The sequence below is a fragment of the Bacillota bacterium genome, from assembly GCA_013178305.1.
Lineage (GTDB): Bacteria > Bacillota > Sulfobacillia > JABLXB01 > JABLXB01 > JABLXB01.
On the sequence record JABLXB010000003.1, the window covers coordinates 1 to 15,941 of the forward strand.

The 15,941-nt window shown below is 62.2% G+C and carries 13 protein-coding genes and 1 riboswitch; of the genes, 7 read left to right on the forward strand and 6 right to left on the reverse strand.

Going from position 1 to position 15,941, the window contains the following annotated elements; translation table 11 throughout:
- Positions 1 to 393: 393 nt before the first annotated feature.
- Positions 394 to 621, reverse strand: coding sequence for a hypothetical protein (locus HPY55_07740; GenBank protein ID NPV70517.1), 228 nt, complete (start codon positions 619 to 621; stop codon positions 394 to 396).
- Positions 622 to 700: 79 nt separating this feature from the next.
- Positions 701 to 808: riboswitch (TPP riboswitch) on the reverse strand.
- A 316-nt stretch (positions 809 to 1,124) separates the two neighbouring features.
- Positions 1,125 to 1,502: a TRAP transporter large permease subunit gene (locus HPY55_07745; GenBank protein ID NPV70518.1), complete on the reverse strand. Its 378-nt coding sequence runs from the start codon at positions 1,500 to 1,502 to the stop codon at positions 1,125 to 1,127.
- A gap of 119 nt (positions 1,503 to 1,621) precedes the next feature.
- On the opposite strand from HPY55_07745, the gene HPY55_07750 reads away from it, so the two are divergent.
- The 3 genes from HPY55_07750 (at position 1,622) to HPY55_07760 (ending at position 4,442) form a co-directional block, all read left to right on the forward strand.
- Positions 1,622 to 1,954: a type II toxin-antitoxin system VapC family toxin gene (locus tag HPY55_07750; protein ID NPV70519.1), complete on the forward strand. Its 333-nt coding sequence runs from the start codon at positions 1,622 to 1,624 to the stop codon at positions 1,952 to 1,954.
- 122 nt (positions 1,955 to 2,076) lie between these two features.
- Entirely contained in the window at positions 2,077 to 3,774 is a 1,698-nt protein-coding gene (locus HPY55_07755; GenBank protein NPV70520.1) for a hypothetical protein, read from the forward strand.
- A gap of 398 nt (positions 3,775 to 4,172) precedes the next feature.
- Positions 4,173 to 4,442: an RNA-binding protein gene (locus HPY55_07760; GenBank protein NPV70521.1), complete on the forward strand. Its 270-nt coding sequence runs from the start codon at positions 4,173 to 4,175 to the stop codon at positions 4,440 to 4,442.
- Positions 4,443 to 4,548: 106 nt separating this feature from the next.
- On the opposite strand, the gene HPY55_07765 is transcribed toward HPY55_07760, so the two are convergent.
- Positions 4,549 to 5,400 (reverse strand): dihydropteroate synthase, encoded by an 852-nt coding sequence (locus HPY55_07765; GenBank protein NPV70522.1) that lies wholly within the window; start codon positions 5,398 to 5,400, stop codon positions 4,549 to 4,551.
- A gap of 201 nt (positions 5,401 to 5,601) precedes the next feature.
- Between HPY55_07765 and HPY55_07770 the strand changes: the two genes are divergently transcribed.
- Positions 5,602 to 5,871, forward strand: coding sequence for an RNA-binding protein (locus HPY55_07770; GenBank protein ID NPV70523.1), 270 nt, complete (start codon positions 5,602 to 5,604; stop codon positions 5,869 to 5,871).
- A 374-nt stretch (positions 5,872 to 6,245) separates the two neighbouring features.
- Here the strand turns inward: HPY55_07770 and HPY55_07775 are convergent, their stop codons facing one another.
- The gene (locus tag HPY55_07775) at positions 6,246 to 8,978 is read right to left on the reverse strand and encodes a cation-translocating P-type ATPase (GenBank protein ID NPV70524.1); all 2,733 of its coding nucleotides are present in this window, start codon (positions 8,976 to 8,978) and stop codon (positions 6,246 to 6,248) included.
- A gap of 226 nt (positions 8,979 to 9,204) precedes the next feature.
- Here HPY55_07775 and HPY55_07780 point away from each other — a divergent pair, with 226 nt between their 5' ends.
- Genes HPY55_07780 through HPY55_07790 form a run of 3 tightly spaced genes read left to right on the forward strand, consistent with a single transcriptional unit; the run spans position 9,205 to position 12,524 of the window.
- Positions 9,205 to 10,224 (forward strand): ABC transporter ATP-binding protein, encoded by a 1,020-nt coding sequence (locus tag HPY55_07780; protein NPV70525.1) that lies wholly within the window; start codon positions 9,205 to 9,207, stop codon positions 10,222 to 10,224.
- Positions 10,221 to 10,940: an ABC transporter permease subunit gene (locus HPY55_07785; GenBank protein NPV70526.1), complete on the forward strand. Its 720-nt coding sequence runs from the start codon at positions 10,221 to 10,223 to the stop codon at positions 10,938 to 10,940. The genes HPY55_07780 and HPY55_07785 overlap by 4 nt, the downstream gene beginning before the upstream one ends.
- 24 nt (positions 10,941 to 10,964) lie before the next feature.
- Positions 10,965 to 12,524: an NTP transferase domain-containing protein gene (locus HPY55_07790; protein ID NPV70527.1), complete on the forward strand. Its 1,560-nt coding sequence runs from the start codon at positions 10,965 to 10,967 to the stop codon at positions 12,522 to 12,524.
- A 55-nt stretch (positions 12,525 to 12,579) separates the two neighbouring features.
- Here the strand turns inward: HPY55_07790 and HPY55_07795 are convergent, their stop codons facing one another.
- The gene (locus HPY55_07795; protein NPV70528.1) at positions 12,580 to 14,886 is read right to left on the reverse strand and encodes a glycosyltransferase; all 2,307 of its coding nucleotides are present in this window, start codon (positions 14,884 to 14,886) and stop codon (positions 12,580 to 12,582) included.
- Between the two features lie 63 nt (positions 14,887 to 14,949).
- A complete protein-coding gene (locus HPY55_07800; protein NPV70529.1) occupies positions 14,950 to 15,912 on the reverse strand; it encodes a glycosidase in 963 nt (320 codons plus the stop codon).
- Positions 15,913 to 15,941: the final 29 nt, after the last annotated feature.

A 15,941-nucleotide genomic window follows, 5' to 3' on the forward strand; every position in this document is an offset into this window, starting at 1 on the left:
GGGCAGGCGCCCTCCGCTGCCGAACGCATCCCCACTGCCGAGAAACCTGACTCTGACAGGGTTCACGGGTCCCATTTCAACACCCTCTCCCCACAGCATTTCGCTTCATGCGCTGTCGAGTCTCTTCGACTGCAAGCTGGAAGTCGCCTGCCAGAAGGCGAAGAGCTCGCTCGGCGGGACCCGGCTGGCGTGAAACCCGGGCAACTGCGCCCGCGGGGATGTTAGTGTGGTGCACAGGGACCTGGAGGTTGATGTGACGGCCTTCGGTGCTGGTGTGCGGAAACTGGGGATAGTGGCTCCTGTCGCCGTTCCTGGCCATGAATTCCAAAGGCCCGTTGCCGGGCTCGCGCAAGCCGTATTCGACGCTGGCCCCCCAGAATCTTGCCCGCCGGGTCATGTGTTGTCCGCTCCGGTTTTTCGGGTGCTCCTGCCGGCAGCCGCCCGCATGAAGCCCGTGCTGTGCAGCGCCACAACCAGGACGAGCCCAAGGCCGGCGCCAACGGCGCTCGACAGGCTGAAGGGGATCACGTAGGCCAGGGCTGCCACCGGCTTGCCCAGGACGACTCTGGCTACCGGTTCATTCCGACCCCTCCTCCAGTTTTTCCAATGGTTAACCGACACGTTCCCCGGTGTCTCCGGGCGAACCACCAAAAAAGGGAACCGCTTCCGCCGAAAACGTCCGGAAAGAAGCGGCCCTGGCGCAAATCGGTCACCACTTTCCTGCGCTGGCATTATCCAGATCAGGTCCAGGGGTCAAGGGAGATTCAATCCCTTTTCTCAGCTCCCAGGAGCTCCCCCAGTGGTCACGACCCTCTTCACTTGTCGCTCTCAATTGTATTATACGCTTGCAGGAGTTGGCAGCAACTGTCCCGTGCGGCCGGGGGGCGGTGGCCCCAACTGTGCCAGAGTCAACATTTGCCTCTGCAGGAACCTGCTGTGGTGCTGCCGAACCATTTTGACCGCAGGGATTCCCGCCCAGTCTAAATGCCACGAACCTTTTGCCGGCGTGAAGACGCCCCCGTAGATGCCGCCAAGTATGATGACCGGCATCACCAGAGCGAGGATGGCGTCCTTGAATGCTTTCGCAAACACCCCGAGACTCGTGGGCTCGCCGGTTGGCAGTTTCATCCTGGGCGGAGACCCAGATGATCGCAATGAGGGATAGCGCCATCACGATTCCCGGGATGAACCCCGCGAGGAACAGAATGGCTATCGAGACGCTGGCCACCACCCCGTAGGTCACCATCGGGATACTCGGGGGTATGATGACGCCGAGCGTCCCCCCCCGCCGCAGCCACCGCGGCGGCGAAATCCCTCGGATAACCGGCTTTCACCATAGCCGGGATCATGATCCCGCCGATAGCTGCCACCGTTGCGGGATTGGACCCCGAAATGGCGCCGAACACCAGGGCCGTTATCGAGGCAAGCCCCAGGGCCACTCCAATCGGGATGTTCAGTAGAAGGAGAACCAGTAGAGTGCCGAATAGCAGCGCGGGCGTCATGCTTCTTACCCCATTAATCTCGCATACTGCGCGGCCACGATTATGGCCGTCTCCATGCTGAACCGCACTGCCACCCCCTTGCCCGCGATGGGCTGCAGGGCGAGCCCGGGGGCGTGGTCGTGTTGGGTCTCCTGGAAAAAGTGAAGCGCGGGGAGATCCTCCTCAGCATGTGCGTGGTCAACCTGGGCGAGGTCCTTTACATCATAGAGCGAGAGGAGTCGGTCCAGGCTGCTCAGATAGCGCTGGCGACCATCGACGGCCTTCCAATCAGGCAAGTGAACGCTTCCCGCGAACTGACGCTCCAGGCGGCGCACTACAAGGCGCTGTACCGGATGTCGTACGCTGACTGCTTTGCGATGGGTCTTGCCAGGCAACTGGGCGCGGTGCTGGTCACCGGCGACCCCGAACTACGAGCGCAAGATGAAGTCGAACTCCTCTGGATGGGGAATTGACTTACTCCAAACCGCCCTGCGACTGTCTTCGATGATCTTTCCGGCGTAACGTTCTCGCGACAGGAACCCACTGGCAAGGCCGGTTGCAGCGTGTTAGTATCGTTCATGTGATGAACAGAACCGTGACGAAGTCCTGTATCATGGTCGTGGCTGTGGTTGCGCTCAGCATTTCGGGCTGGTCTCCGCCACAACCGGACCATGCGATTGCCGCGACGTTCGCCGGCGCCGGCTTTATGGGGTCGGATACCACCGGCGAAGTGCTGATCTACCAGGATGGCATGCTGCTTGCGTCGGGCAACCCAGACTTCAGTCGAGACGTGAAAGTCATCAGGCGGCTCGCGAGCGGTAAGCGCCTGGTGAACTATCCGGCCGGGTATCAGGTAGACATGCCGGAAGACATGGAGATGGATTTCCGTTATTCACCGGCCTATGTCCGGGCGTCCAGCTCCACGCTGGATATCAAGATCTCCAGGGAACACTCCCCGTACGAGGATGTGGAGATGTACCTCAGGGATTACCCAAACCGCTTCATCGCCCGAGAAGACTACGCGGGCTACCGGCAGGTCAATGGTATTCACCTCATCGATGATACCTGGCTGGTTATCGGCGGGCACCGTACTCGAATCATCAGTTTTCGACGTGATGCCGGCGCCGGTAGCCCGGAGACTCAGAACGAATACCTCCTGGCATACGTCTTAGCCCCACGTCGGCAGGACTTCCACGCTCTTTTCTTCAGGACCAGTTCTCTGGCCACGCAACGTTCCACGATTTTCGGGGTCCTGGAGTCTTTTACGTTAATCGAGCCCAGGGGCACCGAACGGTTCAACCTGGACCTGCACCCGGTTCCTGGCAAGTGGAATGCGGAAACGCAAGCGCTCTATGACCGCATAGCCAATGGCAAGCAGTTCATGTGGGGCATCTTCTCCCCCTGGGCTCTCACGAAACCGGAGGAATACCAGAGGATAGCCTCCATTGAGGACAGACTGGGCTTCAATTTCCCGATTATCCTCCACTACCTTTATACAGGTGACGACTTTCCCACCGAAGGAATGCAAAAGGCGTTCAATCGTGGCCAGGTGGTTGAGCTCACGATGCAGGTGGCAACGTTTGACAATGGGAACGCCAACGTCAGGAATGCCAATTTCGATCTTCTGGACGGCCGGCTCGACGAGGCAATCCGGAAGTTTGCCCGCAGCGCGAAGGCCTTTGGGCACCCGTTCCTGTTCCGTCTCAACAACGAGATGAATACGGACTGGTCTCAGTACAGTGGGGTGTGTACACTGAACGATCCAGACATCTACATTAAGGTCTGGCAACGGGTCTACAGGATCTTTGACGAGGAAGGGGTCGACAACGCGATCTGGGTCTTCAATCCCAACGGTCGAAGCTTCCCCCCCATGAACTGGAATCACGAAGTCTGCTATTATCCTGGGAATGGCCACGTGCACCTGATCGGGCTAACCGGCTACAACACGGGCGATTACTACCATTCGGTTACGGGAGAAAACTGGGCCTCTTTTCGCCAGATCTACGATCCGCTTGTAGCAGAGTACAGGGCGTTGTATGGCCGGTTCCCCTGGCTGATTGGCGAGTTTGCCAGTAGTTCAGTTGGGGGCGACAAAGCACAATGGATTCGAGACATGTTCATGGTCCTGCCCGATTACCCCGAAATCAAGGCGGCGGTGTGGTGGTCATACGCAGACTTCGACTACCGACCCGGCAAGGAAGGCGCACCCGCTCGGAGATACTGGCTTGATGAGAAGGACGAGTACCTGGAGGTTTTTCGGGAGGGACTGCGAAGGCAGGGGCTGCTGAGGTAATACTTGGGGTATGGAAATGGGTTTTATGATGGTCAGGAATAGTAGCCTGATGGTTCATTACCGAGACCGATCGAAATTGCCATACTCGATTACGAAATCGTCATTTCAGTCACCCGAATGGTTCAATTTGTGTAAGAGACCACGAGGAGTAACTGCTATGTCGAAAGTCATAACTCCTGAGCAAGGGCCGCAGCGTTAATCAAGGATGGAGTCACCATATGGGTCAAGCACGATGGGGTTGGCTGGATGGCCCGAAACATTTGCTTGCTTTCGTAGTAATCCGTGATATGCTTAACACGCAATCCTAGAAGGAAATGGTTGAAGCGCAGAGGGCCTTGCATCTCCCAGTCCTTTTCCGATTGTAAATCGCTCCAACCGAGAGCAGGAGGACTGAGAAGATGACAAAGACCCTTTATGTTGGCAACCTACCGTTTACGTGCGAGGATCGAGACCTCGCGGCAGCTTTCGGTTCCGCTGTTGAGGTCGTTTCTGCCCGCGTGGTGACAGACAGGGAGACCGGTAGGTCACGTGGTTTCGGATTCGTTGAGATACCTGCCGATAAGGTGGAAGCCACCGTTTCGAGTTTCAACGGAACGGACTTGGGCGGTCGGCAGATCGTAGTAAACGAGGCCAGGGAACGGAGCGAGCGCCCGAGCAGGCGCTGGTAGCAAATCTGAGATAGCGCACCTGAGGCAGCCCCCAGGGCCCGGGGCTGCCTTGGCATTTCTGGAGCCAGCGGGCGAAACCACCCCATGCCGGGGCCGGCGGGCGTCCTCAGTGGAATCCCCGGTAGAGCCCGGCCCTGAACCCCTTCAGGAAGTGTCTGCAGTGCTCATCCCTGCCCAGCAGCATCGCCGACGCGCGAACAGCCGCGGTCATTTGCTCGTCCAGTTCAAGCAACAGCAGGTCGGCTCCCCACGTCACGCACATCACGGTCAACGTCTGATCCACGAGGCCCGTTGCAGGCAAGCCGAACGACACGTTGTCGGGAGCGCAGGATATACGCATGCCCAATTTTGCTTTCGCGAGCAACAGGGTGTCCCTGAATGTGAGGATATTCTTGCGGTCAGTTCCGATCGGCATGACAAGTGGGTCAAGGAAGATCCGCTCTGCGGGAATACCGGCGGATAGGGCATGCTCTACGATCTTCGCCCCTGCTGACACCCTTGCATCGGGGGTAGGGGGGACCCCGCTTTCGTCGAGCATTAGCCCCACCAGGAAAGCGTCGTACCTGCTCGCAAGGGCCGTCATGGCACGGAGCCTATCAGGTTCCGCCGTTGCTGAGTCGACGAAAGGTGGGCCACACGAATCGTCGTACGCAAGTAACCCCGATTCCATTGCGACCGGGTTCGGCGTGTCTATCCACACCGGGAGCCGGGTGGACTGCTGGACGGTCTTGACCAGCCAGGCCACGTCCTTTTCCTCGCTGTCGACCCTGGTCCCCGCATTTACTCCTATGGCACAGGCACCGAGATCGCGTTGGTAAATGGCGAGATCTGCTATGGACTTCGAATCCCTGGAATCAACCATCCGGTCTATCCCTGGAAGCGACGTGTTTATCCTACCTCCAACGATGATCACCGGGAACCTCCTCATCAGCGATGCCTCTCGCGTTGTGATCTTCACCGCGGATTGCCTGCTCCCCTCCCGCGCTCTGGGCAACGCTTCAGGAGACGCTCAGCAAAGTGGGCGGTGCTTTTGGGCGACAGCTGTGATATACTGGTAAGGCAATCTAGAAGGAACATGGTTGACGTGCAGCGGGCCCTGCATCTTCCAGTCCTTGTATGATTGTAAACTACCGCAAGTGTCAAGTGGAGGACTGAGAAGATGACCAAGACCCTTTATGTTGGCAACCTGCCGTTCTCGTGTGGAGACCAGGATCTTGCCGCAGCTTTTGCCTCCGTTATCGAAGTCGTTTCGGCTCGTGTTGTGACCGATAGGGAGACCGGAAGATCGCGCGGTTTCGGTTTCGTCGAGGTTCCTGACGACAAGGCGGAGCTCGCCGTTTCGAGCTTCAACGGAGCCGAACTCGGCGGCCGGCAGATCGTAGTAAACGAGGCCAGGGAACGGACTGAGCGCCCGAAAAAGCGCTGGTAGCACGCTAGGGTAATCTACGCTGAGGCAGCCCTGAGGCCCGGGGTTGCCTCGTTTTGTTCATGAGGCTCATGGCCTACGGGAATGAAGAACCGCGACGACGCACGTTGCGGTCTTTGACTACGCTCCGGCACCTCGACCTCAGTCTATGGTGATTCAGCGGTGCGTTGAGACCTCAGGGTTATTAGTCGGCGAAGCCGGTCCTCACGATCTTTTGGGCAGCCGCGGCATGGGCGGCCACCGTCAGTACCACGCTTATCGCCAGGATTATCGAGATCGTCTTCTTCATGAATTATCCCTCCTGTAACGCTAATTCGTTGAGGAACGGCGATTTTAGGGGGGACGATGTGCCCGGAACGTTTAAATACCCGCCGTAGTCACGCGCTCGCTGTGCGCCGCCTGAGCGCGGCCTTCAGCAGCTCGCCCAGGGGGATAACGGAGGCCGCCGCGAGCACCACCACCGCGAGGTCGCCGGCCGCGAGCGGCACGGCGCCGAAAGCGCGGCGTAGCGGGCTGAATACCGCCAGCCCTTGCAGGACTAACGAAGCCAGCAGCGCCAGGTTGACGGGCCTGCTGCGGAAAAGTCCCATCCCCAGCAGTGAGCGGCGCGGGGAGCGGCAGTTCTGAGCGTGGAACATCTGGCTCAGCGCGAGCACCAGGAAGCAAACCGTCCTCGCATAATCGCGACCGCCCCGCGCCAGCGCGAACCAGTACCCGCCCAGCCCCAGCCCGCCTATGAGGAGACCCTCTGCCAGCAACCGCACGGTCATGCCGGCGGAAAGCAGATTATCTCTCGGGTTGGGCCGCGAGAACCGCAGCACGCCGGCCTCTGAACGATCCATACCCAGGGCGATCGCCGGACCCGCGTCCGTCACCAGGTTCACCCACAGGATCTGTATGGGGGACAGGGGTGAGCCGAGCCCCGCCAGGATGGCGCCCGTCACCGTGACCAATTCCCCGGAATTGCACGAAAGGAGGTAACGTATCGCCTTGACGATGTTGGAGTAGACGATCCGCCCTTCTTCAACGGCGGCGACGATCGTGGCGAAGTTGTCGTCGGCCAGTATCAGGTCGGAGGCTTCCTTCGCCACGTCGGTTCCTTTCAGGCCCATGGATATCCCGATATCCGCCCACTTCAGGGCGGGGGCGTCGTTCACCCCGTCTCCGGTCATCGCCACGACCTCGCCGCCCCGTTTCAGGGCATGTACGATCCGGGACTTGTGCTCGGGCGAGACCTCGGCGAAGACGCTGCTGCGCTTCACCATCTCTGCGAGCCGGTCGTCGCTGGACCGGTCTATCTCCGCCCCGGAAACAGGCGGCATCCCGCCGGTGGCTATCCCGACCGAGTGCGCTATTGCCATCGCGGTCGGCGCCTGGTCTCCAGTAATCATGACCGGGCGAACACACGCCGCGCGGCAGTCCTCCACGGCCTTCCTGGATTCGGGCCTCGGCGGGTCGATCATCCCCCACAGACCCACGAAGGTGAGCCCCTCTTCAATGACCTCGCCGGCCGGTTCGGGCCTGTGGTCGAATCGGTGGTAACCCAGCGCGAGCACTCTCAATGCCCGCTGTGCCATGTCCTGTGACGCGGCGGCGATCTGCGATCGTACTTCTGCGGTGAGCGGTACGACACCCCCGTCCATCCAGGCGTGCGAGCATCGCTCGAGTACGATCGAGGGCGCGCCCTTCGTCAGCGTGACGTGAGACGCCTGGCCGTCAGCCGGAGCGTACCGGTGGATCGTGCTCATCATCTTCCTCGCTGAGTCGAACGGGATCTCGTCAACTCTCGGATATACTGGGGCGAGGGACTCGCGCCCCAGCCCCGCCTTCGCGGCGACGACCACCAGGGCGCCCTCAGTCGGGTCTCCGACGATCTCCCAGCCGCTCTCGCCCTGCTGCAGCTCGGCGTCGCTGGCCAGAACCCCGCCCGCGAGGAGCGCCTCCAGGGGACCGCGCAGGCCATCAGGCCCGCTGGCGCCGCGTGGCGCGGTCAGCGGCGCAGGGGGCATGGGGATGCCGTCCACGTCCACAGGGATGACCTCACCCAACGGGTCGTAACCCCCGCCGGTCACAACGTATTTCCTGCCACCTGCGAGGAGTTCGGTTACGCTCATCTCGTTTCGCGTTAGCGTGCCTGTCTTGTCCGTGCATATGACCGTCACCGAGCCAAGCGTCTCGACCGCGGCGAGCCTCCTCACGATCGCCCGCCTCGCGCTCATCCTCTGGGTCCCGATCGCCAGGACGATCGTGACGATCGCCGGGAGACCCTCGGGTATGGCAGCGACGCCGAGACTGACCGCCGCCAGCAGCATTTCGAGGGAGGGTTCTCCCCGCAGGATGCCGGCCACGAACGTCAGTCCGATGAGTACGACCGCAGCGATGCCGAGGTTCTTGCCCATTTGCTCGAGTTTCCGCTTCAACGGGGGCTCCTCGTCCGGCGCAGACGATAGCGTAGCCGCGAGTCTACCGACGCGGGTGTCCATCCCCGTGAGGTCGACCCGCCCCTTGCCGCGGCCGTATACCACGGTGGTGGTGGCGTACAGGGCCGAATCACCTCCGGCGCGAGAGCCGGCGGCCGGCATCTTTTCAACTGGTACCGACTCGCCCGTGAGGATGGATTCGTCGACCCGCAGGTTGGCCGATTCCAGGAGGATCAGGTCGGCAGGGACGCGGTCGCCGGCCTCGAGCGACACGACGTCTCCGGGTACGAGGTCACGGGCGGGTACTGCCGTCCACGCCCCGTCTCTCAAGACCCTGGCTACGGGCGCGGCGAGCCGCTTGAGCGCCTGCAACGCTTTCTCGGCGCGGTATTCCTGCAGCACTCCGATCGCCGCGTTGATGACCACGATCGCGAGGATCGCGGCGAAATCCAGCCACTCCCCGGCTGCGGCCGAGATGATGGCCGCCGCGAGGAGCATTATCACCAGGACCTGCTTCAACTGCTCTGCGAATCTCAGCAGGATGCCCCTGGACGGCTCCGGCCTGAGCTCGTTCGGGCCGATCTTCTCGAGCAGCTCCTTTGCCTGCGCTTTCGTGAGGCCCGTGAGGTCTACAAAATCGTCTCCGCCTACGGCGACGACCGAACCTCGCCCCGCGCCCGCGGATAACATCACCGCACCCCCCTGGCCCGCGCCACGACTATTGTTGACCAATTAAAAGGACCTCCATCCACGTCATCCTGGATGAAGGTCTCACTCTCGACTTACAATCACCCGGGTGGGGGTCCACCGTGCTGACGGGCGACAGGGCCACGGCGAACCGCGGCGAGTTACTCCCCTTCACTTATCCGGTTGGCGCGCCGGTTTGCCGGCCGCTTGCAACAGATAGTACCACGCGATGCGGGGGCCGGTCAATTGGCATGTCTGGAATCCTGGGGACTCTAATAGAGGGATCCGTTCACCCCTCGCCAAAGGGGATTGCAGGGGGGAAAACAACTTGATCAAGACGGTCAACCTGTCGAAGCGTTTCGGCACGAAAGTCGCCGTGGACGACCTCAACCTGGAGGTCGGCGAGGGAGAAGTGCTCGGGATCCTTGGGCCGAACGGCGCCGGCAAGACGACGACAATCCGCATGCTGGCGGCTCTGATAGCGCCTTCCAAGGGTGAGGCGTACGTCGCGGGATACAGGACTGGGGTCGACGACCGGCGGATCAGGTCGGTTACCGGGATCCTCACCGAGACGCCCGGTTTCTACGACAGGCTCAGCGCCTGGAGGAACCTCGAGTTCTATGCCCAGATGTACGAGATGCCCGCGCCGGCCAGGCGGGAGCGCATAGGCCGGCTACTCGAGATGATGGGTCTCAAGGAAAGCGCGTCATCCCCGGTCGGGACGTTCTCAAAGGGGATGAAGCAGAAGCTCGCCATCGCGAGGGCGCTACTGCACGAACCGAGGGTCGTCCTGCTCGACGAACCCACGTCCGGGCTGGACCCGGAATCGGCGAGAACGGTGCGCGAGATGATCCGCGACATGAGGGCCGCGGGGAAGACCATGCTCGTGTGCACGCACAACCTGGAGGAGGCCGAGAGGCTCAGCGACAGGTTAGCCATCGTCAGGCAGCGCCTGATACGCTTCGACACCGCCGAGAATCTCCGGCGCGAGCTGTTCGGAAGGCGTGTGGTGATGAGGCTCGACTCCCGCGCGACTGACGTCGAGGACGTGGTGCGCCGCCTGCCCCACGTGCGGGGTGTGTCGGCTTCGAACCGGACGCTCACCCTCGACGTGGCGGACCCCGAGCGTCACAACCCCGACGTCATCAAAGCGGTCGTTGAGGCGGGCGGGCGCATACAGTTCGTCGACGAGGAGCGCTTCACCCTTGAAGACGTGTACTTGAGGCTGATTGGGGGGGACGAGCGGTGAGGATCGCGGCCATTATCAGGAAGGAATGGGAAGAGGCCTTGCGAAACTGGCTCGTCCTGTCGTCGATAGTCATCCCGCCGGTACTGTTCATCGGCATTCAGCTGATGGCGTTCCGTGAGGCGCTGTCGAAGACCGCGGACCCGCGCATGCAGCAGGCGCTGGTGTCGCAGATGATGACGATGTACCTGTTCATCCCGCTCATCGCGCCGACGTCGATACTGGCGTACAGCGTGGTCGGGGAGAAGACCAACCGCAGCCTGGAACCGCTGCTGGCGACCCCCATCACCGACTCCGAGTTCATGCTCGGCAAGGCGCTGGCGGGGATCATCCCCGGCCTGGCGAGCACCTGGGGGGCTTACGGCCTGTTCCTGGTTGCGGCCTGGCTCGTGATAGGCCCATGGATAATGCCCGTGGTCGCCTCGCCGACCTGGCTGCTGATCATCCTTGTGATGGGGTCCATCCTGTCTTTCGACGCCGCCATGCTCGAGCTCATCGTTTCCTCCCGTGTCAACGACCCCAGGGCAGCGCAACAACTGGGCGCTATGCTGGTGATACCCGTCGTCATCCTCTCCATCGGACTGGGGTTGGGGAAGGTGCTGATCGGTCCGGTTACCGTCCTCGCGGCGTGCGCCGTGCTGCTGGTGGTGGGTTGCTTCATGTTCCGCGCCGCCGTATCGTTGTTCCAGCGCGAGACGATTTTGACCCGCTGGAAGTAATCACGGCAGGAGAATCGAGGAGCGGTGTTCAAGTCATCCCCCGATCTCAGGAAGGGGGCTACCGGCATAGGCGTTTACGCAGTCATCATGGCCGGCGGGTCGGGTGAGCGGTTCTGGCCGCTGAGCAGGACGGATAGGCCCAAGCAGTTCCTCAACTTCTTCGGTGAAGCGACCCTTCTCCAGGAAGCGGTGCGCCGCGCGAGACTCATCACTCCTCCGGGCAACGTCTTCATCGTCACGGGCCGGGCGCACTTCGCGCTCGTGCGCCAGCAGGTCCCCGGCGTGCCCCAGGGAAACGTGATCTGCGAGCCGGTGGGAAGGGACACGGCGCCCTGTATCGCCATCGCCGCCGCCCGCATACGGGCCGTCGATCCGGATGGCGTCATGGTCGTGTTACCGTCCGATCACTTCATCAGGGATGATGACGGGTTCACCGGGACGATCCGGGCCGCCATTCAGACGGCCAAAGATACGGGTGGCCTGGTCACGATAGGCATCAGGCCCACAAGGCCGGAAACGGGGTACGGTTACATCCAGTTGAGCGAGGCTGCGGGTGAGGCTGCACGTGAGCCGGCTGCCGGGGCGGGCGGTGGCGCGAGCGCCGCGGCGCACCCCATCCGGGTCGAGCGATTCGTCGAGAAGCCGTTGCTCGAGCGAGCGCGGGAATACCTTGCGTCCGGCCGGTATCTGTGGAACAGCGGCATGTTCGTCTGGACGGTCGGGGCGATACGCGGGGCGATTGAAGAATGCATCCCCGAGATCGCCGCAGGAATCAGGCCGGTTGAGGAAGCGATCGGCGGGGGAGACGGGGACGTGGAGGCTGCCATGGCGTCCTGCTTCCCCTCGCTCAGGAAGGTCTCGATCGATTATGGTGTCATGGAGCGCGCCACCAACGTCTGGGTCGTGCCCGCGTCATTTGAATGGGACGACGTCGGGAGCTGGACTGCCCTCGAGAGGGTGTTGTCCCTCGACGACGCCGGCAACCAGGTGACGGGTAACGCCCTGCCGGTTTCGACCACGAACTCGATCATCGGGTCCCACGCTACGGGCAGGCTGGTGGCGACGTTCGGCCTCGATGGTGCGGTAGTCGTGGACACGCCTGACGCGGTGCTGGTGACCACAAAGGACCGCGCGGCCGACCTGAAGGAGTTATTGGCCGAGATGCAGGCGCGGGGCCTCGGGAGGTACCAGTCGTCCTCGCCGGAAGGGGCGGGGAAGGTGGCGTTGAGCGACGTGTGCGATGCGCTCTCGGGATGCTGCCGGTTCGTGGAGAAGCCGTGGGGCAGGGAGATATGGTGGAGCGTCACCGGCCAGTTCGCGGGGAAGATCCTCCAGGTGAAGGCGGGACACTCGCTCAGCCTGCAGTACCACAGGAAGAAGCACGAGACGATGCTGTTCGTCGAGGGCGAGGCGCGAATGGAGATAGACGGCCGCCAGCTGGACGTCAAGCCGCCCCGCATAGTAGACCTGCCGCCGGGAGTGGTTCACAGGGTTACAGCCGTTACGAACGTCACTTTCCTGGAGGTCTCCACTGCCGACCTGGATGACATAGTCAGGCTGGAGGATAGCTACGGCCGGCCGTGAAGTCCGGGCTGCAGACACCGGCCGCGCAGACACCACGCTATGCAAGGCAGCTGCGTTAGTTCGCGGCTGCCTCCCTGTCTGCCTCGGGTGTCGCGGCCTGGCGTATCAGCTTCTGATGCTGCACCTGGTGCATGCGGTGGAGCGCCATGAGCCAGCTCACGGTTGACTCCGCCCCCTCGTTGCCATTCACCCCGGAGGGGTGCAGCCCGTCGTGGCAGCCGCCGCTGGCGAAATCGTACAGCACCTCACGCACGTCGTTCCGCCCCATGAACCAGTCGAAGCACCTCTGCATGTTCTCGAGCCACCGCTCGTCGTCGGTGGCGAAGTACGCCTCGTAACATGCGTCGACCAGGGCGGAAACCTCTATGGGCTGCTGGTCGAAGCGCGCTCTCTCCTTGCCCTTCTGGTACCAGCCGGCGGTCCCGACCGGCGACAGGTGGCCGTCGTTCGGGTCGCTCTGCAGCTCGAGCAGCCACTCGAGGGATGTGAGGCCCGCCTGAAGCAGTGCCTGATCGGCGAACCGGTTGCCCGCCACGATCAGCGCCTGCGAGAGGCGCGCGTTATCGTAAGCCACAATATCCTCGAACCAGTGCCACCCCGCCGTGGTGTTCGCCTGAAGCATCTCGTGCAGGCGGCGGGCGTGGCTGTACGCAACCTCCCTCGCGTCTCGGTCGCCCCCGAACCTCTTCAGGTACTCGAGGCAGCCCAGGACGAGGTGCGCGCACGCCCGTGGTGAGGTCATGGTGGAGCAGCGCCCGAGGATCCTGTTGAACAGCCGCGTGCTGAGGCCCAGTATGGAGTCGTTCGGCGCCAGCGCGACGCAGTGTCCGAGCGCCCAGGCCGTCCTACCGTGGCAGTCCTCGGAGCCGGCCTCCTCCAGCCACCTGCGCTCGTACGACATGAAATTCCTCACGCTACCCGTGTGCCAGTCGATGGCATGGTTAACGAAAGCGAGGTACACCTGCATCAGCGCCAGGACGCTCTCCTCGTTGAGGAGGTGCCAGTTCATGATCGTGGCTATCAGCGCCCTGGCGTTGTCGTCCGTGCAGTACCCGTGGATCCTGTCGGGCGTCGTGAAGAACGCGTGCTGCAGTAACCCCACGTCATCCGTGAGCGTCTTGAGGTGATTGAGGTTGATGTCGAGTAACGGCGACGGGCCCGATGCCGTTACCCACGTCACGTCGGACGCCATGGCGGCGTACTCGGCGACGGCATTCTGGAACACAGCGAGGTACCTCGCCGCTACTTGCGGCCATATCATCTGTCGCCCATACTGGTACGCCTGCTTCCGGATGCGGTCGCGGAGGTTCTGGTTACCGAGGAGCATCACGAGCTTCTCCGCCAGGGCGTCGGAGTTCCTGAACGGGACCAGCATCCCGCGACCCTCGGACAGGAGTTCCTCGGCGTGCCAGTATGGGGTGGAGACTATTGCCTTGCCGCACGCCATGGCGTAGGAGAGCGTTCCTGAAGTGATCTGCTCCTTTGACAGGTACGGGGTCACGTACACGTCGGATGCCACCAGGAACTTGACCAGCTGCTCGTTCGTGACGAACCTGTCGTGGAACGAAACGTTGCCCTCGAGGCCTTTCTCCCTCACGAGCTGTTCGAGGCTGAGGCGGTATACGTCGCCGAACCGCCGCCGTACCTCGGGATGAGTGACGCCCAGGACTATGTACATGACGTCCGGGAACTGCCGCACTACGGTGGATACCGAGCGAATGGCGTATTCGATACCCTTGTTGGGGCTGAGCAGCCCGAAGGTGAACACGAGCGGCCTTCCTTCCGCGCCGCATTCGTCCTTGAAGTACGCCGGGTCGAGGAACGGCACGTCCGGGGCGCCGTGGTGGATCATGACGATCTTCCGCCGCGGGACGTCGAACACGCGCGCCAGCATTTCGACCGCCCGCTCTGCCTGAACGACGACGAACGTGGATAGCGCGCATATCGTCTTCAGGGTCTCCCTCTGGCCGGGACTCGGCTTCTCCAGCACGTTGTGAAGGGTCGTCACGATCGGCTTCTTGAGAGCGCTCAGGAGGTGGATTACGTGGTTGCCGTCCTCACCGCCGAATATGCCGTATTCGTGCTGGAGCAACACCACGTCGATGGGCGAGAGGTTGATGAGGTCCGCCGCCTCGCGGTAGTCGGCCCGCTTCTGTTCGTGGATCGTGAGGTGTACCTCCGGCGGGTAGTCGTACTTGTAGTGCGAGCTGTCGATGGCCACCACCTGCAGGTTGGTGTGGGCGGCGCCGTGCTGTTCGTAAACCTCCTGCAATCCGAGCCGCAGGTCTCGCGTGAACGTCGCGATCCCGCACTGGCGCGGAGGATAGGTTGAAACGAACGCGACCCGGATTTGTGTGCTCATCATCCCCACGCTCCGGATTATGGATTTGTACGCCCGCCGCGGTAGCGCGTTACGCCCGCCGCGCTAGTCGGCGAATGCTGGTGATGGACATTTCAGGATGTATTCGACCAGGTCGTCGATGTTCGCGACCGCCAGCGCCACGCTGGAGTCGGCGGCGCCGTAGTACATGTAGAGTTCCCGCGTTTTCTCGTTGAGCGTTACCCCTGTTGGGAACGTTACGCCGGGTACGTCCCCCCTCTGTTCGTAGACCTCCTGGGGGCTGAAAACCCATTCGTCACTGCGCCTGAGCACTCGCCACGGCTCGTCGAGGTCAAGCAGGGCCAGTCCCACGCGATACAGCAGGCCGGCTGCGGTCGCCCGCACCCCGTGGTAGATTACGAGCCAGCCCTCGGGCGTCTCTATGGGCGGGGGCCCCAGCCCGACCCTGTTGTTGTCCCAGCAACCGGGGCGGACCGGTATGAGGACCTGGTGCCGTCCCCAGAATTCGAGGTCTGGAGACATCGCGATCCATATGTGGGCTTCGCCCCGTATTATCGGCCTGTGTATCAGGGCGAACAACCCGCCGATGCGCCTGGGGAAAAGGGACGCGTCCTTGTCTTCGGGCGGTAACAGCGCGCCGAACCTCTTGAAATTCACGAAATCTCTGGTCGTCGCAAGCGATACGACGGGACCGCCTCTCGAGAACGAGGTGTAGGTGATTGCATACTCGCCGAGTTCTCTCACCCAGACCGCGCGCGGATCCTCGGTCCCCCAGTGCTCCTCGTGGTAATCCGGGTCCGGATAGAACGTCGGTCTTGGATCGATTCGCCAGTCTGTCTTGCCATCCCTGCTGCGGGCGGCGGTGAGGTGCGAATTCCCGCGAAGGTCCTCAACCCGCACGAGTAGCAGCGTTTCGTCATTGAACCGCACTGCGGCGGGGTTGAAAACGGCGCTCACAGAGTACGGCCAGGAGCGCCTCGTCAGTATAGGATTGCCTTCGTACCTGCGGAATAGAGAAGTGGGGTCAGTGCTTCTGTGAGATGACATACGGCACATCACTCCCGGGGTTTAGTCTG